Here is a 26,336-nt window from a genome sequence, read left to right as displayed (position 1 = left end):
AAAAATAGCCTTAGCACGTGGACGGTGCTTATTGTAACCGAACAGGTTCTTCTGCCCACTCGGTGCTGACCCACTGGGCATCGCCGTCGCCCGGGGCCAAGAAAAAGTCCAGTTTGCCGGATGGTTTACCAGAATCATATTCGTATCGATAGACCACGCGTCCATCTTCGAAGTATTGATGTTTGACGCGGTTGGCCAGCGGGGGTCGCACGACCAAACGCGCGCTGGCACCGGGCACGACGGCTATCTCCAACAAATACTTGCCCGCTTGCTGTTGGCCTTCGGCCCGCACTTTAAACTTACCACCAATGTCATGTACTTTGTCTACGCCGACCTGGTAGACATCTTTCATGTCGATCGAACCGACGATGGTGGGACCTTGTGGGCTTTTACAAATCCACAAGCGCGCAGGCAGGACGCGATCGGAGTTTGGCCCGCTGAAGGTCACTCGGCCCACGGGACGCACCTGGCCGGACTCCCAGAATACATCTGCCGACCAAAACAGCGGCTTGGGTTGATTGCCACTGGAGCCAACTTCGATAAACGACCACTCCGGTCGCAGCGTTTGTTCGGTGCGTTTGGTGCGATCGAGCTGAAAACGGACATCGTGATAATTATCGCGTGAGCGCAGCCGCCAGGCTTGCAGTTCAGGAGTCAAACGCAAAGGTAATTCTTGATGTCCTGGGAACGGAAAAGTGAACAAATTGTTCGTGCGATCGTAGTCGATCTCAATTGGATCACCCGCATGCACTTCAATTTTCAGACGACCTAGCTCTCGACTGACAGGATCAGAAAAATCAGTGACTGCGACTTCCCGATACTCAGCTTGAGGCGCATCCTGATTAATGTCCAAGGGAGATTCGGTACCAAAGGTCAATTGTCCTGCAATGTCTTTAGCCTTGTGCTGGCCCAGATGTACAACTGAATAACGCAAAGGCTCCAGTGTTCGTGACAAGACCTCAGCCAAGTTCCTGAAGTTAGCAGTGACATATTGCCCGCCTGTTCGCTTGGTTAGACCTTCTAACTTTACATCCTTCCCATTCCCAATATGGAGCACATTGAACTGAGCGCTAGCTCCGCCGGTAAATGCGTCGTCGACTTCCTTGAATGATGTATTCACTTTTACGGGATATTCGGTTAGTGGCCTGCCGCCAGGCGTACCATCGTGGGTAGGCACCACCATATTTTCACCGTCGGTGATCAAAATAACGCGACGATACACATTGGCAGTTCTATCGCGTTCAAACGAGTGATCCAAGATCTTTTTGCATTGAACGGCCGCGTAGTACAGCGGCGTATTACCATATGGTTTCAGATTCGCGAGATACTCCTGATCGATGCGGTCGATCACTTTGGGAGTCGCGTCCACAAGATCTTCCAGCGTCGTCACATCGGTACTGAAATCCGAGCCGACCAGAGTTGGAAACTTCGTCTGCCATGGTGCATTGATCTTGTTAATCCAAGTATTCGAGTGTCCGAACACAACCAATGCAATTCGGACATTAGGACGTCCCCGCAACGTTTGCAACGCATCCCGCAGATTATTCTTGGCGATCTCAAAATTGGTCTCAGAGAAAGACCCAGAACAATCTAAGGCAAATACAATCTCGAATGGTTGTGGAGTCGCGGCCACTTTGACGGTGGTTCTCAAGTCGCGCGCAAAATCGTTTTCTAATGACCACTGGACTTTGGGGCGTCCAAACTCAACTGGCAAACTAGCCGAATGACCGCGATAGTCGCAGAACAGTTTGCCTTCTTCGCCTGTCAGCGCAAATTTGGATCGCGCAGCCTGATCACCGATCTTGACCGTGGCCAGGTGCTGCATGGTCCAATCGCCCAAGTATTTCATGCGCGTCCAGTTGCGAGCCAAGCCGAGCGGATAACTGGCTGCAGGTAAGCCGACCGTCACGGTCTTCTGCACTTTGTCGGTTTCAGGACTGCCTGTGGCCAGTATCTCCGACCAGGCGATCGATTGGGATACGCGTTGTTGCAACCGTTGCTGTGCGTCGGCGCGAGGTGGCTGAGGCGCGTGCGGTAGTTTATCGCATTCATCCAAAAACGCTTGTGCACAAATGGCGAAATAGGGGCGCGAGCTGTCGGCCACCAACTCCGGTGTGCGCCAAAAGTCGTTGGCCATCCCGTCGGCCCGCCACAACAGATAGTCTTGCCAGGTCGTTTCTTCCAGCAAGCGAGCGGCATCAAAGGTTGGTGGAACCGGATACCAATTGGTAGACATGCGCACGGCCATGGCCGCTGACGCTGGCTCGCTCTTGCCCGCCGTTACACTATTGTGCCGGCCTTGCGAGGCGGCAATCTCTTGCAACATCGCCTGCCACAGCTTCTCGCTATCTGCACGCCCAGGATTACTATGCGCGTCCATACTCAGCAGCGGTGGGAAGAGCCCTAACATGGCTGGCTGGATACTCAAATCGCGCTGGAGCGGACGAATGCCATCGCTTCGGATGTTGGACGACGTCGCGCCGGCTGGTTGTGCAAAGGCCTGAAAATGCGCCAGCAGATTATCGTGCAACTCGCGGCGCTGACTGGTATCGATCGGCACATGATGCAAGTGCAAATAGATGTCGTGCAATGTTTCAGGTGTAAGTCTCTTGGTTAGACCTTGCTGATCATTCAACAGCTCTTTGACTTCCGTGCGATACCTGGCACGTATCTGTTCCATCAGCTTGCCCAGTGGAGCAGCATCGGCATTGATGTCCGCCGACAGACGTTTGGTCTCTGCTATGGCACTGGCCAACTTGCTCTGCAGCTGAGGATCAAACAGCCAATTGGCGACCAGTGGCAACTCGTCCATACTCTGGTCCAGCAACTGCCACTTGTCTCCCAGTTGCTGCAGCGCAGCGCGCGTTGATTCAATCGATGTCGGCGACAGCGAGGTCGAAACCAGTTTGCGGGCGTGCAGTTCATCGCGCTGCAGACGCAGCAGTGCAATGGCCTCCTCCATCTGCTCGCGACTCGTGCGATTGCTCAAGATCCGCGCGTCGGCTTGAACAACCTGGTAGAAACTGCGTTGAATCTGTTCTAGTGCCGTCAGTAGCAGTGGCCAGTTCCCATTGACACTCGCATCGGCGTTCCAGATGTTGGCAATCGACTGCGAGTCATCTAACACTTGTCGCAGCAAAGCCTCTTCCATGCGCGTGTCATAAGGCGCTTGTTCTATAGCAGGCCATAACTTGTTCAGCCCATCCAAGTTGTCTTTGGTCCAATGATCTGGACTTTGCTTGAGCCACCACCAGGCGAACTTGGTGAATTCATCGAGTTGTTTGGTCTGAGGCGGAGCGGGACGTTTGCCATCGGCGGCCGGGGGAGTCTGTAACCAGTCGAGCGCTAGGTCAGCATACGTGGGTTTGACCTTGGGATCCGCTGGTGCTGTGGCCAGTGGCGCTGGGGCTGGCGTTTGAACGGAAGGGGCAGTCTTATCGTTTTGGCCTGCGCCCTCTGTCGACTGTTTGGCTGCTGCTGCCGTTAACATCTCCTCCGCGGTGGCATGCGGCAATTGAAAATCAATCTTGATCGGTTCACCTCCAAAGCGTGAGGTGCCAGTTAAATTTGCGGTGCGAGTTTGGTTATCTTTCATCGCCAGGTCAGCACTGGCTAACTTGGCATTGGCCAAGGATTCGTAATACTTGCCAGCCCAGGCCAGTTGATCAGCGTGGCCGATTTCGCTGCGCACTTTGGCTACCAACCACGGGTTGTCTTGCAGTCGTTTGACGCGCCACGGTTGAAATCGATTCCAAGCCTCGGACAATCTGGCGATCATACTCGCTTGGATAACCGCAGGCTCTGCGCTGCGCGCGTTGGTCGGCTCGCAGTAAGCGACGTCAAAGTCTTTGCCTTGGACGCTCCAAACTAATTGCGGTTCTTGCAGGGCAGCGCGGGTTTGCAGCGCATGATCTTTGACCGAGCGCTGCAAATACTCGAACATCTCTTGGACTGTTATTTGGCTATCTTCATTGCGATCGGCCGCCCCGCTGAATCCTTGGGCCGTCAAGGCGCCGAAAATTGTGCCGCCCAGTTCAGGTGCGGGCCAACTCAACTGCCCCTTGCCCGCGGCGAAGACTACCGCCAAATGTCGACGCTGCAATGACTCAACTTGCGACTTGGCTAGTTCAAAGAACTCATTGGAGAAGATTGGTATGCGTGCATCGGGCAATTGCCGGCCCTGATCGACCAGGAGCAAGATGCGCGTAGCACTGTCGACCGACTTGATGATCTCCAGCACTTCCGAAAAGGGTGCAGATGACTCGTTAGAAAAATGCAAGACTGGCTGACCGTCCTTGACCACGCCATGCGCGGAAATATAGACGACCAGTGTCTTGTATTTACTCCAGCTGAATTCCGAACCGCCTGGACCACCGGGACGGGCTTGCTGCAGCTGAGTCTTTAAGATGTCATCCCATGTCCAGGGTTTGCCATACGGTGCCGTGGCCTCGTCGAAGTAACTCTTGCATTGCAGAGCTTGCTTGTTTTCGCGGGCGTTGAACCAGGCTTCAAAGCGTTCGGCGTCTTCTTTGGCCCACGAATTGGGTTGCCAAGGCGAATCGAAATTCAGACCACTCAGCACGATGCAATCGGTCGCATCGCCTCGAGGCATCAGACTAATCGCAAAGAAGAACGCAGCCGCTAGAAGTGAAGCGGCTGAAACAAACAACCACATTCCGCGCCAGCCCATTGACCTCGGACCGCCTTGAACCCAAAACGGTTTGCTGCTGGCTGCCTTGCGACCGCTCTTCCAGGAGGCAGCCCCGGCGGCGCGGGCCGGTCGAGCCGATTCCGAATTGGCAACTTCGGTCGACTTGACGCTCTTGCGCGGACCTGGCGCCTTATCGTCTTTACGCCAACCAGCCATCGATCCACCTCGATTATTGCACACTCAGGATTTACACAGGCTGGAAGCCTATGCCACACACCTACACAGGCTGACAGCCTATGCCACATCATACAGCCAACGGATGTGGGCCACATTATAAAAGACGCACAGGCCGCTAACCTTAGAAAGGTTAGCGGCCTGTGTTTGTTCACCAATGTCGGATCTTAGAACGCGCGCCAGTGCGGAGAATTATTTTTCCAGGAACAGCACTGGGGTTACGGAAACTGGTGGGTCTCCAAACATCACATGGTCGCCTGGCAGGAGCATGTACGCGGCATCGGAATCTTCCGGAGCCAGGTTCGCTCGTCCCTTGGCCGTGGCCACTACTTTCCAAGAACCTCGGAAACCACTGCCGCGAGCCGGGTCGACTTGAACATAAACGTTCGAGCCGATGGGAATAATCATCGTAGGATCTTCAAAGTGCACATAAGCGAGTGCATTTTGCGGATCGTACCCAATTACCACGCCACCCTCAGGATTGGGGCTGGACGTCAATTCCAAGTCTGGATTGACAATCGGCGCGGGGCGATTGGGGGCCAAGCGAATTTGTGGCACGGCGCCATGTGACAAGGCAGCCAGGCGAGCTGGCATGCTGTCGTTCAGACGGCGCAAGGCTGCATCTTTCAGTTCGCTTTTCTTCTGTGCGTCTTCTTCATCCTGTTTGGCTTCTTCGCTATCAGCGTCATCGGCCTTAGGCTTCTCGCCAGGAACTTCCTCGGCATCCGGCTTGGGTGCTTCCGGAACGATCGGTGGCAACTTCTTTTCGGGTTTCTTCTTCGGTGGTGGTGGCTCTTGTTCGGGTTCTTTTTCCGGTTCCATTACAGGCGGAATTGGGCTTGGGCAACAAGCCTGTAGAACGCGAACAGCCAGTTCACGCACACGCGCCGATGGCTCGACATAGCAACCGAACTCATCTTTGGCATAAGCGATCTCTGCCAATTTCTTGAGCATGGGTTCCTTGCAGCAACAGCTCATACCACACTTGCTGCAGCATTTGCCGCAAGCCAGGTTGAGCAGTTCCTCCATGGTCGTCACACGGACATCTTCGGTGCAGTCCTCAGCCGCGGCAATGAGCGCCTTGGTGATCTCGCCATCTTTGTCATAGCAACCGCAACCGATCGAAGCCAAATACTTGATGGCTTTAATCTTTTGTGGTTTGAGGTCTTCCTCTTGCTTGACCTTGGCGGCCTGCTTGATGGCTTCGTTCTTCGACTTGAGATTCTCGGGATCGCCGATGGCTTTCAGCGGCGGCTTCTTCTCAAGGTTAGGACGTTTACCCTTGGTATTGAAAAGGGCGCCATGCACTTTTCGCGCGCCTTGGGGAATTCCCAAGAAATTCCATAACGTTGGTGGAGCTGGAGCGGGCGGCGCCAACGCAGCTTCCTGTCCAACTGCTGGCGAGATGAGCAATGGTATGCACAATCCCCACAGCAAAAGTTTAGTTCTGACCCACATCTTCGCACTCCATCGCACTCAGACTTGGCATTGGTGAAGGTGATGCTCGGCCGGGTTGGGCTCTGGCCCCATTGCCCAAGTTCCGTTTGGGCTCTTCCGAGACATCATCTTTCCAGATATCGTCCGGTCGCCGAAGGAAAATTGCAAAATGGGTCAATTGAAGTCGAGGATCGATAACCGCTGTGTTAAAGTTTGTCTCAATCGATGTAGCTTGCCTCGCTTAACACTCGTAGAGCGGCTGATGTGGCATAGGCTTCCAGCCTGTGTGAACTCTGCGTTTTAAAACCAATGGCCAAGCGTCCAAAGTCTGGCGACTTCGGCTACAGCACAAGACCTCGGGAATTTGTTCCGGGTTCCAATTTAAAAACGCAGAGGAGCGGAGGATCGCAGAGAATACCAAAATCTGATGATTCACATGAATTGTCTTCTCTGCGGCCGCTGCAAACTCTGCGTTTTAAGACTGATGGCCAGGCGTCCAAAGTCTGGCGACTTCGGCTACAGCACAAGACCCCGGGACTTTGTTCCGGGTTCCAATTTAGAAACGCAGAGGAGCGGATGATCGCAGAGAATACCAAAATCTGATGATTCACATGAATTGTCTTCTCTGCGGCCGCTGCGAACTCTGCGTTTTAAAACCAATGGCCAGGCGTCCAAAGTCTGGCGACTTCGGCTACGTCACAAGACCCCGGGACTTTGTTCCGGGTTCCAATTTAAAAACGCAGAGGAGCGGAGGATCGCAGAGAATACCAAATCTGATGATTCACATGAACTGTCTTCTCTGCGGCCTCTGCGAACTCTGCGTTTTAAAACTGACGGCCAGGCGTCCAAAGTCTGGCGACTTCGGCTACAGCACAAGACCTCGGGAATTTGTTCCGGGGTCCAATTTAGAAACGCAGAGGAGCGGAGGATCGCAGAGAATACCAAAATCTGATGATTCACTTGAGTGGTCTTCTCTGCGGCCTCTGCGAACTCTGCGTTTTAAAACTGACGGGCAGCATCCAAAGTCTGGCGACTTCGGCTACAGCACAAGAACCACCTTCCCCCGGACTTTGTCCGTGCTTCAGAGCGGTGTTGGGCTCAAGAGGACCTTCGCCCTCCCGCGCGCTACTCTTTTTTATTCATCTCGACTTCCCACACCTTCTGGAAATCTTCGGGTTTAGTCAGGACGATGGTTGTTTCGCCTGCATACTCTTGCGAAGACTGGCTGTATTTGACCGAGACTTTGTAACTGCCAGCCTTTACATCCTTGTAGATAAATTTGTTCTTGGCTTTGCGTTCCTGTTTGGGAATGGCCGGAACGATGGTAAAGATCATATCGTTACGCGCCGCGCGGTTTTCATGCAGCTTGGCTTCAACCTGCAGATCACCTTTGACCTCGGGTGGTGCTGCCCCAGCTCCGCCAGCCTCTTTGGGATCGACAGGCACTACCGCATTGATAGTCAGAAACTTACCGAACGCGACGCGAGTGGAATGATCGAAGCGGTCGCTGACCACCATGGCCAGTCGATACTTGCCGGCTGGCAACAAGGAGATATCCATCTTCTGTGCCACGCTCTGAGCTGATGTCAGTTCGATAGGCTCAGCAATCAGCGGCATGGGTGGTCTGCCCTCAGCTTGAGCCGTGATGCTCTTGATGGTCAACTTGCCGCTGGAATCCACGGCCCGCAATCGAACTTCGATCGGTTTGGTATCACCAGCGGTGACCGATTCGGTCAGCAGCACACCTTGTGCATCGGAGGGAGCATCAAAGTCAGCCAAGATCGCGGGCAAGCTGGCCAACGTTTGCGGGCCACTCACTACCGAGACAGGGAACTTACGATCGTGAACTAATTGGTCATTGGAAAAGTCGAACGTTACCTGTTGATCACGTTCGTTCCAGTTGACGATCAACAGATCATCGACACTTTTGATATTGGCGGTAATCTGGCGATCGCGAACGTCGCGCAGCTTGGGGACTTGAGCTAAATGCACGGTGAAGCGACTATCGGGTTCCGGCAAGTCGACCGCCAACTGCACTTCGACGAGGGCTTTAAGATTGGGAAAGACTGCAGTGCCGCTGGCTGACAGTTCCTGCAGATCCTTTTCGGTAGGTGGCGGTGTGAAGGGCACGTAGGTCAAGCCAGGTTTGCCGCTATCCATTAATGCATAACGTCGCCACTGGACGCGCGAGCGCATGCGTTCGATCGGACGCGTAGCAGGATTCTGGCTATCGGGTCGCACGACGTATATCAGGCTGCGCGGTGTTCCGTCGACATCCAACCACACTTCACCATCTAGAGCTGCGAAGCGCAAGTTGGGCGAAGTGAAGTCGGACCAGGTGGCCTTGTCTGTGGGCATGCTTAGACTGCCAGCCATGATGTTCTCGTTGTTGCGTCGCCAAGGCAATGGATCCCAAGTGATCTTCAATGGCTGTTTGGCTAGATCGTCGGGTGCCTCGTCGGCTCGACCATCACTGTTGACATCGCGCCACCGCAGGCTGACGCGCAGGTCTTGGCCACGTTCCATTTGCACGCTGCCTTCCAATAAATCGGCCGCCTTGCGCGGCCGGAGATTGACCACATAAGTTTTGGCTGGCTTGTCATCGACGAACATTTGAATGGCCATGCCGCCAGCCACGCTGAGGGCTGCCGCAGAAGGAGGCGTCGCGGGTGGAGTGCCCGCAGTAGCCGGGTCGGCCGGAGGTGTGACGGCCGCGGCCGTCGCGGGTGCAAAAAACTTAACGATACCCTTGTCGCTGCCTTTGATCTTTTCAGTCCAAGTAAACTCTGGGTTGCGTGACTGGAGATTCGGAACCGCTTGCAAGTGCGCAAAACTACCGGTCGGTTCATCGGAGAACACATGCAACTTTAAGGTGACCTCGTGAGCGCGCGAATCGAGGTTTTGGACTGAGAATTGAAACTTTGATTCACGGCCTGCAAAGGGCGCTAAAGTAAACCGCGAGGTCGCGGCCAGCGTTTTCCATTCGGGCACGCCGTTGACTAACAAACGCTGGGCCCAAAACAACTGCACGGGATCGTCGACCGGTAAATCAAAAGCCAGGTCACCTGGTAACCTGCGAATGCCTGGACTGGTCGATGTCAATGTCAACCCGCCGAGCGTTTCACTGCTGAGCGTCTTTTCGCTTTTAAGAATTTTTAAAGCCAGCCGATAACTGCCACGTTGCTCTTTGAACCAATTGCGTTCCAGCGGTGTACCAGGTTGGTACAGCTGTTGATCGATCAACACATCTACGTTGACCGGGTTCAAGTGCATCACGGGGAACGGCAAACTGGCATCACTGGCCTTGAGCGACAAGGTCAAGTCGGTCGCACCTTCTAGACGAATGGCCTCGCCGGTGACGGCGATGGCGCCACCCTCGCGATCCCATTGAATCAACCAGTACTTCAGTTGCTCCGGAGGTTTGGGGAAGGTCGGAAATTCGCTTCCGTTCTCCATGCGTTTCCAAGGCGATTCTAACTCCGAAGCCACACACAGATCGCGCGAATCTACTTGTGCGATCTTTTCGATCGGCAGATCGCTGAGGTTGTTACCTTCGCGCGCAGTTCGATAGGCCAGGATGTCAGCGGAGACATCGTGTTTTGGCTCGCTCCACAGCGGCTCGGGTACGGTGGTATTGGGCGACAGGTCCAAGTATTGATCGCCCTGCAGCCGATCGTTATCAACGCGCAGGCTTACCCGGGACTGAAAATCTCGCAGAGCCAAGCGCTGACTGGCGGTTAGTAAACTGGAACGCAAGATTATTTCGGTGGCAGCGGCCGCCTGGCCGCCATTCTGATCCAGGTTGGAGGACAAACTTCTGCGAATCTGCGCGATCAAGCGATCCAGCTCTTCGCGCAGCAATTGTTCGACCGTCTGAGGCTGTCGGGTTGCCAAAGCTGTTTTGATCTCCGCGGTGCGATCGCGATCAAACTTGAGGTTGGTATTAAGAGTCTCGAGCGAGGCTAAGAGTTTTAAGCTATCTAAGTGAATGAAGGCCCACTGCCGCTCCGTTTGCAGTTGTTGATAGCTGTTGAGAAACTGCTGGCGCTGAGTGGGATCAACTTCGCCATCGATCAAATTGGTCGGCGGCTTAACTTGACGGGAACTTTGGGCCAAATCGTTTCGAAGAGTTGCTATATTATCTGCAGCGCGATCGCTACCGGCGAAGTATCGCAACTCGAGGTATAAGATGCGCGTGGCAATGTCTTTCATCGACAACGGAGAGAGCATCGCTTCGGACCAACCATATAGTTCTTCAGAAGGCGTGCGCAGGCGATCAAACTGTTCCCACACGGCAACTAGCTCACGCAATTCTTTGGGTTGTTTGGCAAGATCGGGCTCAGCTGAATTAGTTGATGCATCAACTATTTCTGATTTGTCTTTCTCGGCGTTTCGGGAGCTGTCGGGCGCATCTTTGGATGGCTTGGCAGGAGCAGGTACGCCTAGTGGCAACCCGGTCTTGGTATTGAGGACTAAGAGCTGACTTTGATCGGCTCCATCCCAGCCTTGGGAACTGGACGCTACTAAGCCTGTGCCGGTTTTCAGCAGCCATGGGAATTGAAACCTCTGGCTATCGGCGCTCACGCGACGCGCCACGTAATCGGCTAGATGACTGACGGTCAAATGCGAAGCACCTTTGGGTATCGCCGCCAGGTGTGTTGGATCCGGATCGGGAGGCAAGCGCCGCGGTTCGATTAGTAATCCTTCGGTCACCGCTCGCGCGAAGAGTGAGCGACGTTCGAGATTATCCACCAGTGATACCTGGCCTTGCAGGTGAGAGACCAGGATCCAAGTCGGCTGGCTGCCGCGTGGATTAACTTCTTTTTGCACGCTGGACTCCAGCGCGCTGATGAAGTTATTGGCCAACAGATTGATGCGCGGATCGAAGACCTCTTGCCCCCAATCGAGAATCAAGAGTTTGGGACCTTTCCACGTAGCCATGCTCTTTAAAATTTCAGTGACGCGCAGCAAGCTCTTAACATTGCTGCTGCTACTGGCGACATCATTGAGGCGAAACGTATCGCCCACGATCACCGCATTTCCTGAGTGAACAATGCCGGTGCCTTGCAGCCACACGATGAGTGCGTCGCTGCGATGGAGTGATTTGGTCGACTGTTGGATGCTGGCGGCCAAGCCTTCTTCATCCAGATTCTTGCTCAACTGGCTCACGCGCACAGCATGAACGCCGGGCGCTCGCGCCTGATCCAGGACTTTATCCCAAGCCTGTTCCACGTATCGAGCTGGAGGTAATGCGAACTGATTTTCGTCGGCCGACTTGCCGGCCATCAGAATGATGGTTTCCTGATTATGCTGGGAAGTGATCCAATAGATGACCAGTCCGATCAGCGTCACCGAGAAGATCAGTGCGGTGGTAGCGAGAGTTCTTCGGCGACTGAGGCTCGAGGCGCCTGGGGGTGGCAGCGCGCGCTTTTGCTTCCAACTGGCGGGGGCTTTCGACACTTGACTGGCCTGTAATTTCAATGAATGGTGCGCCGGGACGGAAGCCCATTCTAAGTTTTAGTTCTTCATCCATTCAACCGTTTAAGGTCCACAAAGGCAGAACTAGATCATCTCTGTTAGAATGCTGCTCGAGCCGCTATCTTAGGCAGACTCTCCATCCCGTGTGTGAATTGCCCCTGTTTCGCAACTCGTCCCCTATTGCCAACTTCCGTGGATTGAAGCACCCTTCATGCGATATCCCAAAGTTCATTGGTTCGAAGGAATGTTCCTTCGACCACAACATTTCCAAGCGGCCGATCGCTTTGCCGGTGAACAACTGGTGGCGGCCATGCAGTGGCAACACGCCTATGCCTATGGACTGCAGAGCCTGCAAATTCAGCCTGATGCTCTGGCCGCGTATGCCTTTCAACTCAATAACCTACGCATTGTCTCACGCGAAGGCGACATTATCGAAGTCAGCAGTGCCCCGCTGCGCATTGGCCTGAAAGAGGCTTTGGGCAAAAGTGCGTCGGTTACTGTCGTGGTGGCAATTCCCAAATATCAATCTGCACGCCCCAATGTAATTGGTTCGGCCAACTCGATGGCCCGCTACTCGGTACAGGCCCTCAACATCCCCGATGAAAACTCTGGTGTGGGGGATACCGAAGTTCACTTCAAGCATCCGCAAGTGCGACTAATGCTGTCGACTGAAAGTCTTGAAGGCTACGACACCTTACCCATAGCCCGCATCAAACGCGGGGCCGGTGATGAAGCGTTGCCCGATATCGATATCGACTACATTCCACCGCTGCTATCGTTTTCGTGTTGGGAGCCGCTGGCCCAGGGAATCGTGCGCTCGCTGTACGACCTGTTTACCCAAAAGATGGAAGTCCTGGCCGAACGCGCGGTCAGCCGCGGACAAACGCTCGGTAGCGCCAACCCCGGCGATCTGGAAGACCTCATGATGCTCACGCAGGTCAATCACGGAGTGGCGTTGTTGCAAGCGCTGACTTATTCGCAAGGTGTTCATCCATTTGTGGCTTACACCGAACTGTGTCGCCTGGTGGGGATGCTGAGCATCTTCGGCGCGGCTCGACGCGTGCCGCATGACTTGCCGGCTTACGATCATGATGACCTGGGCCGAATTTTTCGTTGGCTCTATCGCACGTTGTGCGAATTGCTCGGTTCGGCCAAGAAGCTCGAATACGAACAGCGATTCTTCATTGGCACCGAGCGTGGGATGCAAGTTTCGATCGATCCCAAGTGGTTGCATTCCAGTTGGCAGTGGTACGTTGGAGTGCATGGCGAGAATATCTCGGCCGATAACACCCGCGAACTTCTACGTCCGGGCGTACTGGACTGGAAAATGGGTAGCGAGAAACAAGTCGATTTATTGTTCCGATATCGCATGCCCGATGTGAAGCCCGGCGAAGATCTGCGGATCGTGCCGCGAGCCTTGCCTAGCCAGCAAGGCTGGATCTACTATGAAATTCGTCGCGAAGGTCCAGCTTGGGCCGACGTCTTGGCCACGCAGACGCTGGCGATCCGGTTTAATACCAATATTATCAATAATTTGGAGACGCTGCCCAATCAACGTCGCTTGGAAGTCGTCTATAGAGACAAGCGAGCTATGCTCGAGTTTGCCTTGTTTGCGGTTCCGGGAGCCCAGGTATGAGTCCAGAGTTCGCGCGCGCCGTCGATCCGATCTTCCTGAATGTCCTGCGAGCTTGGGATCGAATCCAATTGCACGCCGACGTGTCACATGTTTCGTTGCATTCACAGTTGTTGGTCGGAATTCGCGAAGCCGATGACCGCTTGCGTAACAGCCAATTTCAAGAAGCGTGGGAATTAGCCCGATATGCACTGTGCGCCTGGATCGATGATCTCATGATCAATCGTCCTTGGGCCGGTCAACATTGGTGGGAGAATAATAAACTGGAGTTTCAGTTATTCAACACCAACGATGCGGGTACGATGTTCTTTCAAAAAGCTTTGCAGGCGCAGAAGATCACCAACCGCGATGCGATTGAAGTCTTTTACATCGCGGTCATCCTGGGATTCAAAGGACTGTATGCTGTTAACGATGCCCAGTATGCAGCACAAAGTTTTGGTTTACCGGCCACGCGCGAAGAATGGGCTCGCCGCGCATCATCGATGCTCAACACGCGGCCGACTCGACCTTCGATCAGCGGCACGGCTGTGGCTGCCAGTGGTGCCCCGCCGCTGGATACCCGACTGACGCTGGTGGGCGCCGTATTGTGCCTGTTAATGCTGGCGGTTTTGGCCGCCTTCGTCGGATACTGGGGCTTGATTTACCAAGCATCTGAAATTTGAGAACCACACTTTGCTCTCGACACTGACCTCATACTTACGCACGATTCTTTTGACACCGGCCAATTGGCTGGTCAGCGCTGGCCGCTGGATGCAGATGAGTCTGCCAGCGCGGGTAATGATCGTGCTGTTTGTGTTCGTGATCTTGGTCGAGATTGGTTATTTTGGTGTGCTGTGGTACGTCGATACCAACAACGCTTATTTTTCGTCGCGACTGAAGACTTTCTTTGTGCCGTTCTTGGTTATCTTGATCGCGTTGCCGGTATCGGCCTATTACGCCACGCGTTTTTGGTTGGAGACGCCCCCCAGCGAATATCCCGATATCGACGAAGCCTGGCGGCTAGGGCTGGAGGCACTGGCCAAAGCCGGCATCGACATCAATGATGTGCCGCTGTATTTGACGCTGGGTGTTAGCGATGCCAAAACGGCCGACCAGGTGATGCAAGCTGCCAACTGGGACTTGAAGGTCGATGGCGAGCCCGGCGGTGCACAGCCACTGCGCTGGTATGCATCGGATCGCGCCGCCATGCTGTTCTTACTGGATGCCAGTGCGACGTCCGCGATCCAACGCATCGACCAGTTGGCTGAGTCGAGTGGCCCGGATAATATCCGTGGCACTTTAGTGGGTGCATCGCCAACGGACGCTGGCGGAGGCAGAGGTATTCGCGGCACGATCGTAGCTGGAGCAGAACCTAAAGCCAATCCATTCTTCAGCGGATCAGCGGCCGCTGGTGAAGGAGCTAGAAGTAGCATTAAGGGCACGATGATTGCCGGGGCTGCCCTGGCCGACCAGCCTGCTGGGGCCCCCAGTCCGCAATTGGCGCGGCAAGACCGAATCGAGCACAATCGACGCCTGGGGCGAGTTTGTGAACTGGCTGTAGGCACGCGATTGCCGCACTGTCCGATCAATGGCTTGCTGACGATTGTCGACTGGAATGTACTGCTGGCCAGTCGCGATGCGCAGCTGTCGTCCAGCATGCGTTCCGATTACGATGCGATTGTGCAATCGGCCAAGATGGTCGTGCCGATGGTGGTGTTAGTTAATGGTTTGGATGTTGATCCAGGCTTCGTGGAACTGTCGCGACGTGTGGGCGAAGACAAAGCCAAGAACAACCGTTTCGGACATGGCTTCAATCATTTGATTCCGCCCAATTCCAATCAGTTAGGCGCCCTGTCAGCCCATGCGGCTGGCGCGTTCGAAGATTGGATCTATGATTTGTTTCGTCACCCCGACTGTTTAGATCGTTCCAATAACGAGAAGCTCTTCGGTTTGTTGTGCCGCACTCGCAACGAGTTGGCACCGCGCCTGAGTGAGATGTTAGCCGGTTTGGCTGGCACTGCAGACTCCGACCGCACGCTGATGTTGGCGGGATGTTACTTTGGTGCCACTGGTCGCAACCAGGCCAAACAAGCTTTTGTGCGCAGCGTGGTCGAGAAACTGGTAGAACTTGAAGACGACATTGAATGGTCACCCTCTGCGCTTGAAGCCGAAGCGCGATTGCAGGGCGTCCTGCGTATGGTCACCATCCTCAATGCCCTGCTGGTTGCATTCATCTTGGGTGTAATCGCCTACAAGTTCTTTATAGCCAGCAGCTAAAAAAGGGGTCAGGTCTCTTTTTTCGGCACGTGGACGCGTCCACGTGCTGAGCGTCCAGATTTAAAGAGGAGTTCCAAACTTGTCCACTCCCCAAGGCGAAGACGGGCGCCCGCCAGCCGAAGAGTCCAATGCGCATTTGATGCAGCAGATGTTGGAAGCTACGCTGGCCCAGCGTGATGGTTCGCTCTCTGAAAATGAATGGAGCGTTTTGAGGCGAGTTGCCAGTGAGGCCCATGGTCGCGGAGCGGGAACGGTCGAGTTTGTCGAAGCCCTGATCTGGGAACTTTGCGGATTGCGTTTCCCTAAGATCCAACAAGATACTGTTACTTGTAAACGCATGTGCTTACGCATCGCCGCCACCTTGGCTGCCGATCCCAGCGCACGTAAACGCCTCAATGAATTTCAGCAACACCTGCTGCAACCCTGAATAGAACTGCCCCAAAAAGCGTGTCTGAACCAACTGCGCAGCAAATCACCGACTTGATCAATGAAGGCCATGCCCTGGTGCGTTCGTTGGCGCTGCGCATTTACCGCAACGTCCCGGTGAAAGTCGACTTGGATGATTTGATTGCTTATGGCGAGTTAGGCTTGGCTGAAGCGGCTCGCGATTTCGATGCGGAATTCGGCAATCAGTTCAGTACGTTTGCTTACTATCGTATTCGCGGGGCCATCTATGACGGCCTGGCCAAAATGACTTGGACCAGTCGCGCTCGATACCGCCGTCTGCGTTACGAGTCGATGGCTGATGACGTCTTGGAATCTGAGCGCGAAAGCGATGACGGACAACCCAAGTCGGCTGAAGAGAGCGGACGTTGGTTCCTGCGAGTCACCCAGCGCTTGGCCATGGTTTACCTGGCCAGTGACGATGACGACGAGCACAATCCGGTGCAATCGGCCGTCGATCCCTGCGAGACAGCGCCCATGCGTTTGATGCATCGAGAAGCCAGCGAAAAACTCCGCACGATGGTGGAACGCCTGCCCGAAGTAGAAAGCAGATTGATCAATTATGTCTATTTTGAGGGATTAACGCTTCAGGAGGCTGGGATTAGGCTAGGTTTTAGTAAATCGTGGGCCAGCAGATTGCATGCTAAGATTCTGGAGCGGCTAGCCGATGATATGCGCCGCCTGGACCTCCACGACTAGTACTAGTCCTCCTCAGGGCAACCTCCTCCCATGTCTCAGCCGGCATTATTAGATTTCGATGCGCTGGTAGCCCCCATCAGCGATACGCATCCATGTGGCACCAGTTATGACTCGGGGGAAAACCCCGTGCTGACTCAACTCTTTAGCGAACTGCGCACGCTGACCAACGTGGCTCGCAATTACGAGAAGCAACGTTACCTGATGGCCTCCGGGGCTGTTGAAGTTGAGCAGGCATCGGAGTCGCCAAACTGGAACCGCATTGCTGATCTGAGCAACGAGATCATCTGTCGGCACAGCAAAGATACCCGCGCGATCGTGGGCCTGATCGAATCTGCCACGCGCGTCTACAGTTTGCCTGGTTTGCGCGATGCGCTCAAAGCCGGCTTGATGTTGGTTGAACGTTACCAACTGCAATTGTTTCCCGAGACCGAGCCCGGCGAATATCCCCACTACTGTCTTGAATTCATCGGCAAGATCTGCGAGTCCGAACTTTATAACTTGCAATCGGCCATTTACCAGGCTGATTTGTTCGAGAACTCGCCAGGCTTTAGTTGGTTCAGTTACTCCAGTGCAACTCAACTGGAAAAGCAGCTTCCAAAAGTCCGCGAAGAAGAGCGCGCCATTCTGATCGAGCGCAGTCCGATGACGCTGGAAAAATTCCGCGTCAAACTGGCCGAGTTCAGGAAGCGGAGCGACTTTCGAGAGTTTGCCGAGCAAGTTGATGAAGCACTCGGCGCTGCCATTGCTTTGGACAAATTGCTAGGCTCCCTCAGCGACAATCAAGTTGGTATCACACGGTTGGTGGGCGACTTGACCGAGTTGCAGCGTTGGTATCGCAACTTGACGGGCGAGTATATCGACAAGCTGCCCGCCGAGACGGTAGCGGCGACCGATAACGCCACGAGCGCCTCCAGTACCGGTGAAACTGCGACGACCAATACCTCCGGCACCGTTGGTGGTTCGAACGTTTCGTCCAGCACCTTGGCCACCCGCGATCAGGCCTTAGCCAGTCTTTTGCAGGTCGCCGCCTTCTTCCGTGCGACCGAACCGCACTCGCCGCTTTCCTATGCACTGGAGCAGGCAGTTCGATGGGGGAAAATGCCCTTACCCGAATTGCTGCGCGACCTGGTTCAGGACTCCAGTGTCCTGGCGCAGGTCTATCAACGCATGGGAATTCAAGAAAAGCCCGACAATTCCGACGAGTGAAAGTAGCAATCAGGCTCCGCTTCGGTTATTTTTTCGCATAGTGGACCAAATTACGGATATAGTGTTGATCCCCTCCCGCGCTGAGCAATTCCGGGCCGCCCTTCGGTCCCGTGCTGCGCATGTGAATTGATGTTCTTGGTTACTGTTTAGGAGATGATATGAGTTCTGTACACAGCAAGCTCAGTAGAGTTCGCAAGCCCCGCGTCCACATCACCTATGACGTTCAAATTGGTGATGCTACCGAAAAGAAACATCTCCCGTTCTTGATGGGTGTGGTTGGAGATTTTTCGGGCAACAAGCCCACCAGCCAACTTAAACCGCTGCGCGATCGCAAGTTTGTCAACATCGATCGCGACAATATCAACGATGTGCTCAAGAGCATGACGCCTGGCGTCAGCATGGAAGTCGAGAACACGCTCAAGGGCGATGGCTCGATGATGAAGGTCAATCTCAAATTTGAATCGATGGAAGATTTCAGTCCAGCTAGCGTGGCTTCGCAAGTTGAGCCGCTGAAGAAGCTGTTGGAAGTGCGTGACAAGTTGAAAGATCTGCGATCCAAAATGGACGTCAGTACTGATCTGGAAAACACGCTGGAAGAAGTGCTGAAAAATACAGAGAACGTAGCCAAGTTGGCCGGCGAACTGGGACTGAAAGAAGACAAGTAGTCTGCCAGCGACACCTTTGTCAATCAACACTTACGCCACCAACATGTGCCAGCGCAGGCGCACTATGGGCCGCGCCTACCTTTGCCTCTGAGTACGGTTTAACAAACTCGCCTGCAGATTTCGGGTTCAGGCAGTAGCACATCGATTCAACACTTACCCAAAACATAGAAGGCTCCTCATCAATGGCTGATCCAAACGCACAACCCTCCACTGAATCGGCAGCGACCACTACTACCGAATCACAAAAAGGCTTTTTGACCCAAGCCATCCACGCCACTAAGCAAACCGAAAAGCCGCGAGCCGAAGAACTCCTGCGAAACTTTACCGAACAAGCGCTCGAAGGTGTTGTCACGTGGGACAAGAGCATGTCCCGCTCGATCCAAAACGCGATCGATGCCATCGATGTCAAAGTCTCCAAACAACTTTCGGCCATCATGCACAATGAACACTTCCAGAAACTGGAAGGTTCATGGCGCGGGCTGCAATTTCTGGTCATGAGCTCGGAAACGGGCACGGACCTGAAATTGCGAGTATTCAACTGCACCAAAGACGAACTCCGCAAAGACCTTGAAAAGGCGGTCGAGTTTGATCAAAGCAATTTCTACAAGAAGATCTACGAACAAGAGTTCGGTATGCCCGGCGGTATTCCGTACGGCTCACTGGTGGGTGACTTCGAATTCAAGAATCATCCTGATGATATGCAAATGCTGCGCAACATCTCCAGCGTGGCCGCTGCAGCCTTCTGTCCCTTCATCGCGTCGGCCGGTTGCGAGATGTTTGGCTTTGACAGTTGGACTGACCTCAATACACCGCGGGATCTGAAGAAGATCTTTGATAACGTCGAGTACACCGCTTGGAAGAGTTTCCGCGAAACTGAGGACTCGCGTTTCGTTACCCTGACCATGCCCCGCACGTTGGCACGCTTGCCCTATGGAGCTCACACCAAGCCAATCGACGAATTCGCCTTTGAAGAAGTTGAATTAGGCGCCGATGGCAAACCCAAGACGACCGACCATCATGAGTATTGCTGGATGAGCACCGCCTACGTCATGGGCGCGCGTCTTACCGATGCCTTCGCCCAATACGGTTGGTGCGTGGCCATTCGCGGACATGATGGTGGTGGCAAGGTTGAGAATCTGCCGACTCACATCGTGCGCGCAGCCGACGGTGATTTGGAGTTGAAGTGCCCCACCGAAGTTTCGATTCCCGATCGTCGCGAAAAAGAAATCAGCGACTGCGGATTCTTGCCTTTGTGCCATTACAAAGAAACTGACTATGCCGTTTTCTTTGGTGGTCAAACCACGCAAAAGCCCAAGCAGTACGAAGGCAAGGACGGAGTGGCGGCTACCGAAAACGCAGCCATCAGTGCACGTCTGCCTTACATCCTGGCCACCTCCCGCGTCGCTCACTACTTGAAGGTCATCGCTCGCGACAAGATCGGCTCGTTCCTGGAACGCGAAGAATGCGAAACCTGGCTGAACAACTGGATCACCAACTATGTCAATGGTGACCCCAATCCCAGCCAAGAATCCAAGGCGCGCAAACCACTGGCGGCGGCGGAAATCAAAGTCAGCGAAATCCCTGGTTCCCCTGGTTCCTATAGCGCGGTTGCTTACCTGCGACCTTGGCTGCAGTTCGAAGAACTCACCGCTTCGTTGCGTCTAGTCACTAAGATCCCGAGTGGTAAGAAATAGTCCACGTGCTTATCAACCAAAGGACTACGCGATGAGTTCGCTGGAGCCCTCGGGTCAAAGTGCTGGTCAGCCATACAGAGAATTAGAATCCGGTAACTGGGCCGCATCCGGCCCAGATACACCGTCTCTGCTGGATCAGGTTCTAACTCAAAGCCAGGCAGTTGGAACTGCCGGCAGCGAGCGACCGGATGACACACGCGCTCAAGTTGCAACCGGAAGCCTGCAGCGGTTCAGCGAAAGCGATAATTTCGACGAGCAGTTGTTACTCTGGTTTGGTCCCGAGCGGCTGCGTCGCTGTGCGGTCGATGCCCACGAGGGGAAAGACTGGTTAAAAGACCAGATCGATCGCGATGTGGCGCAGATCGATACGTTGTTGCAGAGCCAGTTGAATGCGATTTTGCATGCGCCCGCGTTTCAAAAACTGGAAGCGTCGTGGCGCGGCCTCGAGTACCTGGTTGCGGCGCGAGATCAATACTCCGACGCGCCGATTCGAGTTGAAGTATTGAATGTCAGCTGGGCCGAGTTGAGCCGCGACTTTGAAAACGCCTCCGAGTTTGATCAGAGTCAACTGTTCAAGAAAGTCTATGAAGAGGGCATTGGTCAGGCTGGTGCCAATTCTTTCTCGGCGATTCTGGCCGACTACGCTATCCATCCTCGGCTCAGTCGCGAACATCGTTTTGATGATATGAACATTCTGCGTGGTTTGGCGCAGGTGGCCGCAGCCGCATTTTGTCCGCTGATCACCAATGCTCATCCGTCGATGTTCGCCGTCGATAACTTTGCTGAAATCAAGAATACGGTTAATCTGCAGACCCTGCATTCAGGCATGGACTTTTTTGCCTGGCAGCGCTTTCGAGAGATTCAAGACTCGCGTTTCGTCTGCCTGGCTATGCCGCGGCTGCTGATGCGGCAACCCTATCGCGACGATAGACGCCAGGGATTTCCATTTACCGAATCCGTAACGCAGACCAACGATTATCTATGGGGTGGAGCTGCCTTTGGCATGGGCGAGGTACTCATGCGAGCCTTTGCCGATAGCGGTTGGTTTGCCAACATCCGCGGCGCGCAGCGTGGAGTGGAAAGCGGTGGCCTGGTGCTCGGACCAACTGCGGATCCCTTTACGACCGAACCATACGAAAACGCTCCACGAGCTCTGACCGACTATGTCGTCAACGATGAATTTGAGCGTGAGTTGGCCGGGGCTGGTTTCTTGCCGATGTGTGCTGCCAAGGATATGCCGCTGGCTGCCTTTTATTCCGCCAGCACCTGCCAGAAGCCCAAAGAATACAATAGCTTCGAAGCCACCATGAGTTCGCGACTGAGTGCGATGCTGAACTACATGCTGTGCGTCTCGCGATTCGCTCATTACTTAAAACATATTGCCCGCAATCGTATCGGCAGTTGTGGCTCACCCGAAGAATTGCAAGACATTTTGCAGAACTGGATCAATCAATATGTCTCGCCCGATAAAGATGCTAGTGCTACGACACGACTTCGCAAGCCGCTGTTGGAAGCCGAGATTCGAGTTAGTTCCATCGCTGGACGCGCAGGTGAATACATGTCGGTCTTCCAGTTAGTGCCGCATCATGAACTGGACGACATGCGCGTTTCGATTCGACTCGATACGCGTTTGGTAAAACCTTCGACGTAAGTTATCATTCCGACTTTCCCATCCCTCAATCTTTGCTAGTGAACATCCATGGACGCGAAAGCATTGTATACCGCTGGCCAATTGGCTGAGGCCACCACTGCTGCTCTCAGCTATATGAAGAGCAAGCCGACCGATATCGGTGGCCGCTTGTTTTTGGCTGAACTGTTTTGCTTTCAAGCGGAATGGGATCGAGCCGAGAAGCAGTTGGATACTGCGGCCCAGCAAAGTCAGGATGACGGTTTTTTCGCGTTGCTGCTGCGACAGTTGATTCGCGGTGAGATCCTGCGCGAACAAGTGTTCAACGAGGGGCGTTCGCCGCAGCTGGTTGGTGAGTTACCCGCAGATGCCAAACTGCAATTGGAATTATGCGCCGTTTTGCGATCAAACGATGCGAGTCAATCCGCGGAACTGGTTGAACAGGCTGCTTTGAATCGCGCGCCTGTGTCCGGAATATGCAACGGTCAGGCGTTCGATGATATTCGCGATTTAGATGACCGCATTGCAGGTGTCTTGGAAGTGATCACCGCCACAGGCAAGTACTACTGGGTACCCTGGAAGTCACTCCGCACACTCGAACTAAGTCCCCCCGAACGCCCATCCGACTTGCTGTGGCGGAAAGCGGAGATCGACGTGGTCGATGGTCCAGAAGGTCAGGTCTTTATTCCTGTGCGGTATCCCTGTCCCACCAGCGAGGGCTGGGACGATCAATTGCGTCTGGGCCGTGCCACCACCTGGGCCGGCGATGATCCAGGACCCATTCATGGACTGGGACAGCGGATGGTGCTGGTCGGGCAAGACAGCCTGGCTTGGATGGACATTCAACGCATCGAAGTGACTCAACCCGAGTAGGCATGTGGACGTGTTCACGTGCTAAGAAAGTGTTACCGAGGTACTGGCGATGAGTCGCATCACTCCCGAACAACTGCTGGTCCCTTCCTTGTTGGATCGTCTACTGGATGACGAACCGGACGTTAGTCAAGAACTGCCGCGATCGCGTGCCCAGCGCCTGGCCGACTTGAAACTGAGCGTGCGGCGCGACTTGGAACATTTGCTCAACACGCGCATTTGCCTGCGTGAAATGTCGGATGAGCAAGAGCATCTGAAAACCTCGGTGCTCAACTTTGGCATTCCCGATTTCAGCGGTGTGGCCATGGGCTCGCGCGAGAAGCAAGAACAGTTGCGGCGACGTGTCGAAGATGCAATTCGTCGCTTTGAAACTCGATTTAAATATGTCCGAGTCGAATTGGTAGTGGATCCCGAGAACCAGTTGCAACGGGTCATTCGTTTCCGCATTGATGGTATGCTGCACGCCGAACCAGCACCTGAACCGGTTGCCTTCGATTCACTCTTAACACCAGCTGTCGGTCAGTTCCAAGTTAAAACGAGCGAGCTATGAAAGATCCTCTGCTCGACTTCTACGAGCGTGAACTGGCATTCATTCGCGAAGAAGGTCGCGAGTTTGCGCGTCGCAATCCGAAGATCGCTGGACGCTTGCGGCTATCGGATGCGGAAAATGTCGAGGATCCGCACGTCTCCCGCCTGATCGAAGCCTTCGCTCTGTTGTGTGCTCGCCTGCGCATCAAGATGCAGGACGAGTTTCCTGAGATCTGCCAGACGCTGTTACAAGCTCTTTACCCGCAGTACCTGGCCCCGGTTCCACCGGTGTCGATCTGTCAATTGGAGCTGTCGGATCTGTCGCTGGATGTGCCCACAGGCCGCTGGATCAAACGTGGTGAACGACTGGAAACGGAAGCTGCCGAGGGAGTTCAATGCGCGTTCCGCATGTGTTTTGACACGCAACTCTTGCCGCTGTCGGTCACCAAGGCAGAGTACTTTGAACATCCATTGCCCTTTGATGTCGATGTGACTTGGAAGGATCAAGTCGAAGCGGCTATTCGCTTGACGCTGGTCAGCCAGTCCGAGAAGTTGCCTTTGTCGGCCATGCAGTTCGAGCACTTGCGATTCTACCTCGGAGGATCAAGTGCACTAGGCAGCGAACTGTACGAAGCATTGTTCCGCGATGCAGTGGGATTGGTTTTGACATCGCCCAATCATCCTGGTGGTCTGCGCGTGGCTCGCCAAGCAATTCAGCCGGCTGGTTTCGCCAGTGATCAAGGCCTGCTGGATCATGATCCGCGCACCATTAATGCTTATCGACTGCTCTGGGAATTCTTTGCTTGCCCAGCCAAGTTTCGCTTCGCCGACTTGAAAGTGGGCGCAGCCTGGTCGGCGGCCATTGGCTCCAGCCAGTCAGTTGAGCTGACGATCTTGCTGCGCCGCGCTCATCCGCTAATACAGCGCGAACTGCGCAGCGATACACTCCGCTTGGGATGTTCGCCAATCATCAATCTCTTCGAACAATCGGCCGAGTCATTTCGCCTGGTCGAGAGCAAGAGTGAGTATCGAATCATCCCCAATGCCCGCAAACCGCTAGGCACAGAAGTCATTTCGGTTGACCAGGTGCATGCGACCAGTCCTGGCGGACAAGAGAAACGTAAGTTCAAACCGTTCTATTTGCCCAGCCACCACGAGCAATCGGGCCAGCAGGCGATGTATTGGCACAGTTCACGTCGCCGAAGATTGGCACCTGATTCCGATGGCGATCGCGGTACCGAAGTTTTTTTGACGCTGGTCGATTTGCAGTCGCAGCCACAGAACTTGCAGGATTGGACGGTCCACGTCAGCACCACTTGTTGCAATCGCGACATCGTGGCCAGGCTACCGTTTGGTCGCGGCCGACCGAAGATTACACTGCGCAATGCTGGGGCTGCGGTCAAAGTGGAGATGCTTACGCCACCGACAGGCACGCTGCGACCCGTGGTTCCCGACGAATATTATTGGCGGCTATTGTCGCACTTGTCGATGAATCATTTATCGCTGGCCAATACACCTGCCGGTGCCGAAGCCGTGCGGGAGATTCTCAGTCTGTATAACGCGCATGGCAGTGACGAAACCAAGCGGGCCATTCAGGCCATCGACAAGATCTCTTACTCTCGAGACGTCGGCCGGTTATCGGCGGAAGTGGGCACCGGGTTCTGCCGTGGCGTACGTGTTGAAGTGGTGGTGGATGAAGAGCGCCTGGTCGGTATGGGGCGTTACCTCTTTGCCACGATCCTGGATAACTTCTTCTCGCAAATGGCCACCATTAATTCCTTCACAAGGTTGATAGTACGAGAGTCGGTGAGCATGTCGGTTATTTTTGAGGGCCAGCCGCGCGCGGGCGATCGATTCCTGTTGTAAGGGCCGAGAGTTTAAGTGGTACGCAAACAACAACTCGATGCACACGATCCGTCAGCGATTAAAGAAGTCAGCTTCTTTCAGTTGATACGGACCATTGAACGCGAGACCGGTCTGCGGCTGGGTGGCGAACTAATGCCCACCGCCGAACCCGTTGTGCTGAAGGCCGATCCTGATGGGCACTTTGCCGCTACCGAAGTTTGCACTTGGAATGCGCAAGCCGAGATACCGGAGGTCAAGGTTTCCTTCTTTGGTCTGTTCGGCCCCAGCGGCGCGCTGCCTCATCATTACACGCAGCTGATCAATGATCGGGCCCGCATGCGCGATTTTGCGCTGCGAGACTTTTTGGACTTATTCAATCATCGGCTGTTGTCGTTCTTTTATCGTTGTTGGGAAAAGCATCAGTTTCCCGTAGCCTTCGAAACGGCTCATTTCTCCCAAGCCGAAGATTGTACTACCGCAGCTTTGCGAGCCCTGATCGGCATGCGCACCGAGGGACTGTGGAACCGCTTGAGCTTTCCAGCCAGCGATCTACTGTATTTTACTGGTCACCTGGCCAATCGCCGGGCTACAGGCTCGGCCGTCGTCGATATGGTGCAATCAGCGTTTAATGTGCCCACCCAACTCGAGCAATTTGTTGGTCAGTTGATGTTGATCGACCCCAGTCAGCAGACGCGACTTGGTTCCCAGCCACTTGGATTCTCCATCGGCAATCACCTCGGTGAAGAAGCATTTGCTGGCCAGCGCATATGGGATTTTCAGAACAAGTTCCGCCTGCGTCTGGGGCCTTTGACATTCGATCACTTTCAAGAGTTCAGTCCCGGTGGAATTAAGCTGCGGCAGTTGTTCGACCTCGTACGCACCTACGTGGGACCACAATATGATGTTGATGTACAAGTGGTCCTCAAGCGAGAAGATGTAGCAACTGTTAAACTCAACGACCAGCAACGCGCCAGCTTGGGTTGGAATACCTGGTTGGGCGATTGGCCGCATGATTACGATGCTGATCAACCACTTTTCCAGCTAGCTGATATACCCTTCGCCCAGTAAA

The 26,336-nt window shown here is 54.3% G+C and carries 16 protein-coding genes; 13 read left to right on the top strand and 3 right to left on the bottom strand.

The window, feature by feature from the left end; translation table 11 throughout:
• Nucleotides 1-28 precede the first annotated feature (28 nt).
• The 3 genes from SH573x_RS26855 to SH573x_RS26845 form a co-directional block, all read right to left on the bottom strand.
• Nucleotides 29-4,867, bottom strand: a complete 4,839-nt coding sequence (locus SH573x_RS26855) for a VWA domain-containing protein (protein WP_479351139.1) — start codon at nucleotides 4,865-4,867, stop codon at nucleotides 29-31.
• Nucleotides 4,868-5,077: 210 nt separating this feature from the next.
• Nucleotides 5,078-6,343: a hypothetical protein gene (locus SH573x_RS26850; protein ID WP_479351138.1), complete on the bottom strand. Its 1,266-nt coding sequence runs from the start codon at nucleotides 6,341-6,343 to the stop codon at nucleotides 5,078-5,080.
• A gap of 1,104 nt (nucleotides 6,344-7,447) precedes the next feature.
• Entirely contained in the window at nucleotides 7,448-11,782 is a 4,335-nt protein-coding gene (locus SH573x_RS26845) for a hypothetical protein (RefSeq protein ID WP_479351137.1), read from the bottom strand.
• Between the two features lie 229 nt (nucleotides 11,783-12,011).
• On the opposite strand from SH573x_RS26845, the gene tssK reads away from it, so the two are divergent.
• The 13 genes from tssK to tssG all read left to right on the top strand — a co-directional run bounded on the left by tssK (nucleotide 12,012) and on the right by tssG (nucleotide 26,335).
• Nucleotides 12,012-13,436: a type VI secretion system baseplate subunit TssK gene (tssK, locus tag SH573x_RS26840; protein ID WP_479351136.1), complete on the top strand. Its 1,425-nt coding sequence runs from the start codon at nucleotides 12,012-12,014 to the stop codon at nucleotides 13,434-13,436.
• Complete coding sequence (locus SH573x_RS26835; protein WP_479351135.1) at nucleotides 13,433-14,095, top strand: DotU family type IV/VI secretion system protein; 663 nt, start codon at nucleotides 13,433-13,435, stop codon at nucleotides 14,093-14,095. Before tssK ends, SH573x_RS26835 begins: the two co-directional genes overlap by 4 nt.
• A gap of 10 nt (nucleotides 14,096-14,105) precedes the next feature.
• Nucleotides 14,106-15,689, top strand: coding sequence for a type VI secretion protein IcmF/TssM N-terminal domain-containing protein (locus tag SH573x_RS26830; protein ID WP_479351134.1), 1,584 nt, complete (start codon nucleotides 14,106-14,108; stop codon nucleotides 15,687-15,689).
• A 79-nt stretch (nucleotides 15,690-15,768) separates the two neighbouring features.
• A complete protein-coding gene (locus SH573x_RS26825; protein ID WP_479351133.1) occupies nucleotides 15,769-16,116 on the top strand; it encodes a hypothetical protein in 348 nt (115 codons plus the stop codon).
• A 20-nt stretch (nucleotides 16,117-16,136) separates the two neighbouring features.
• Entirely contained in the window at nucleotides 16,137-16,832 is a 696-nt protein-coding gene (locus SH573x_RS26820; RefSeq protein WP_479351132.1) for a sigma-70 family RNA polymerase sigma factor, read from the top strand.
• A gap of 30 nt (nucleotides 16,833-16,862) precedes the next feature.
• Nucleotides 16,863-18,038 (top strand): type VI secretion system protein TssA, encoded by a 1,176-nt coding sequence (gene tssA, locus SH573x_RS26815; RefSeq protein ID WP_479351131.1) that lies wholly within the window; start codon nucleotides 16,863-16,865, stop codon nucleotides 18,036-18,038.
• A 158-nt stretch (nucleotides 18,039-18,196) separates the two neighbouring features.
• Nucleotides 18,197-18,703 (top strand): type VI secretion system contractile sheath small subunit, encoded by a 507-nt coding sequence (tssB, locus tag SH573x_RS26810; RefSeq protein ID WP_479351130.1) that lies wholly within the window; start codon nucleotides 18,197-18,199, stop codon nucleotides 18,701-18,703.
• 182 nt (nucleotides 18,704-18,885) lie between these two features.
• On the top strand, nucleotides 18,886-20,397 hold the full coding sequence (gene tssC, locus SH573x_RS26805) for a type VI secretion system contractile sheath large subunit (RefSeq protein ID WP_479351129.1): 1,512 nt from the start codon (nucleotides 18,886-18,888) through the stop codon (nucleotides 20,395-20,397).
• Between the two features lie 31 nt (nucleotides 20,398-20,428).
• Nucleotides 20,429-22,048 (top strand): type VI secretion system contractile sheath large subunit, encoded by a 1,620-nt coding sequence (gene tssC / locus SH573x_RS26800; protein WP_479351128.1) that lies wholly within the window; start codon nucleotides 20,429-20,431, stop codon nucleotides 22,046-22,048.
• A gap of 48 nt (nucleotides 22,049-22,096) precedes the next feature.
• On the top strand, nucleotides 22,097-22,897 hold the full coding sequence (locus SH573x_RS26795; protein ID WP_479351127.1) for a type VI secretion system accessory protein TagJ: 801 nt from the start codon (nucleotides 22,097-22,099) through the stop codon (nucleotides 22,895-22,897).
• Between the two features lie 49 nt (nucleotides 22,898-22,946).
• On the top strand, nucleotides 22,947-23,444 hold the full coding sequence (gene tssE, locus SH573x_RS26790; protein ID WP_479351126.1) for a type VI secretion system baseplate subunit TssE: 498 nt from the start codon (nucleotides 22,947-22,949) through the stop codon (nucleotides 23,442-23,444).
• Nucleotides 23,441-25,288: a type VI secretion system baseplate subunit TssF gene (tssF, locus tag SH573x_RS26785; protein ID WP_479351125.1), complete on the top strand. Its 1,848-nt coding sequence runs from the start codon at nucleotides 23,441-23,443 to the stop codon at nucleotides 25,286-25,288. The genes tssE and tssF overlap by 4 nt, the downstream gene beginning before the upstream one ends.
• Before the next feature lie 15 nt (nucleotides 25,289-25,303).
• The gene (gene tssG / locus SH573x_RS26780; protein ID WP_479351124.1) at nucleotides 25,304-26,335 is read left to right on the top strand and encodes a type VI secretion system baseplate subunit TssG; all 1,032 of its coding nucleotides are present in this window, start codon (nucleotides 25,304-25,306) and stop codon (nucleotides 26,333-26,335) included.
• Nucleotide 26,336: the final 1 nt, after the last annotated feature.

It is taken from the genome of Rania fehmarnensis (assembly GCF_056494185.1).
Note: the sequence above shows the minus strand (reverse complement) of the source record. Positions and strands in the feature narration are given on the sequence as shown.

Coding starts and splice junctions, on each gene's coding strand:
- SH573x_RS26855 (WP_479351139.1), bottom strand. CDS start 4,867: ATGGCTGGTTGGCGTAAAGACGATAAGGCGCCAGGTCCGCGCAAGAGC.
- tssK (WP_479351136.1), top strand. CDS start 12,012: ATGCGATATCCCAAAGTTCATTGGTTCGAAGGAATGTTCCTTCGACCA.
- SH573x_RS26850 (WP_479351138.1), bottom strand. CDS start 6,343: ATGTGGGTCAGAACTAAACTTTTGCTGTGGGGATTGTGCATACCATTG.
- SH573x_RS26835 (WP_479351135.1), top strand. CDS start 13,433: ATGAGTCCAGAGTTCGCGCGCGCCGTCGATCCGATCTTCCTGAATGTC.
- tssC (WP_479351129.1), top strand. CDS start 18,886: ATGGCTGATCCAAACGCACAACCCTCCACTGAATCGGCAGCGACCACT.
- tssA (WP_479351131.1), top strand. CDS start 16,863: ATGTCTCAGCCGGCATTATTAGATTTCGATGCGCTGGTAGCCCCCATC.
- tssF (WP_479351125.1), top strand. CDS start 23,441: ATGAAAGATCCTCTGCTCGACTTCTACGAGCGTGAACTGGCATTCATT.
- tssB (WP_479351130.1), top strand. CDS start 18,197: ATGAGTTCTGTACACAGCAAGCTCAGTAGAGTTCGCAAGCCCCGCGTC.
- tssE (WP_479351126.1), top strand. CDS start 22,947: ATGAGTCGCATCACTCCCGAACAACTGCTGGTCCCTTCCTTGTTGGAT.
- tssC (WP_479351128.1), top strand. CDS start 20,429: ATGAGTTCGCTGGAGCCCTCGGGTCAAAGTGCTGGTCAGCCATACAGA.
- SH573x_RS26795 (WP_479351127.1), top strand. CDS start 22,097: ATGGACGCGAAAGCATTGTATACCGCTGGCCAATTGGCTGAGGCCACC.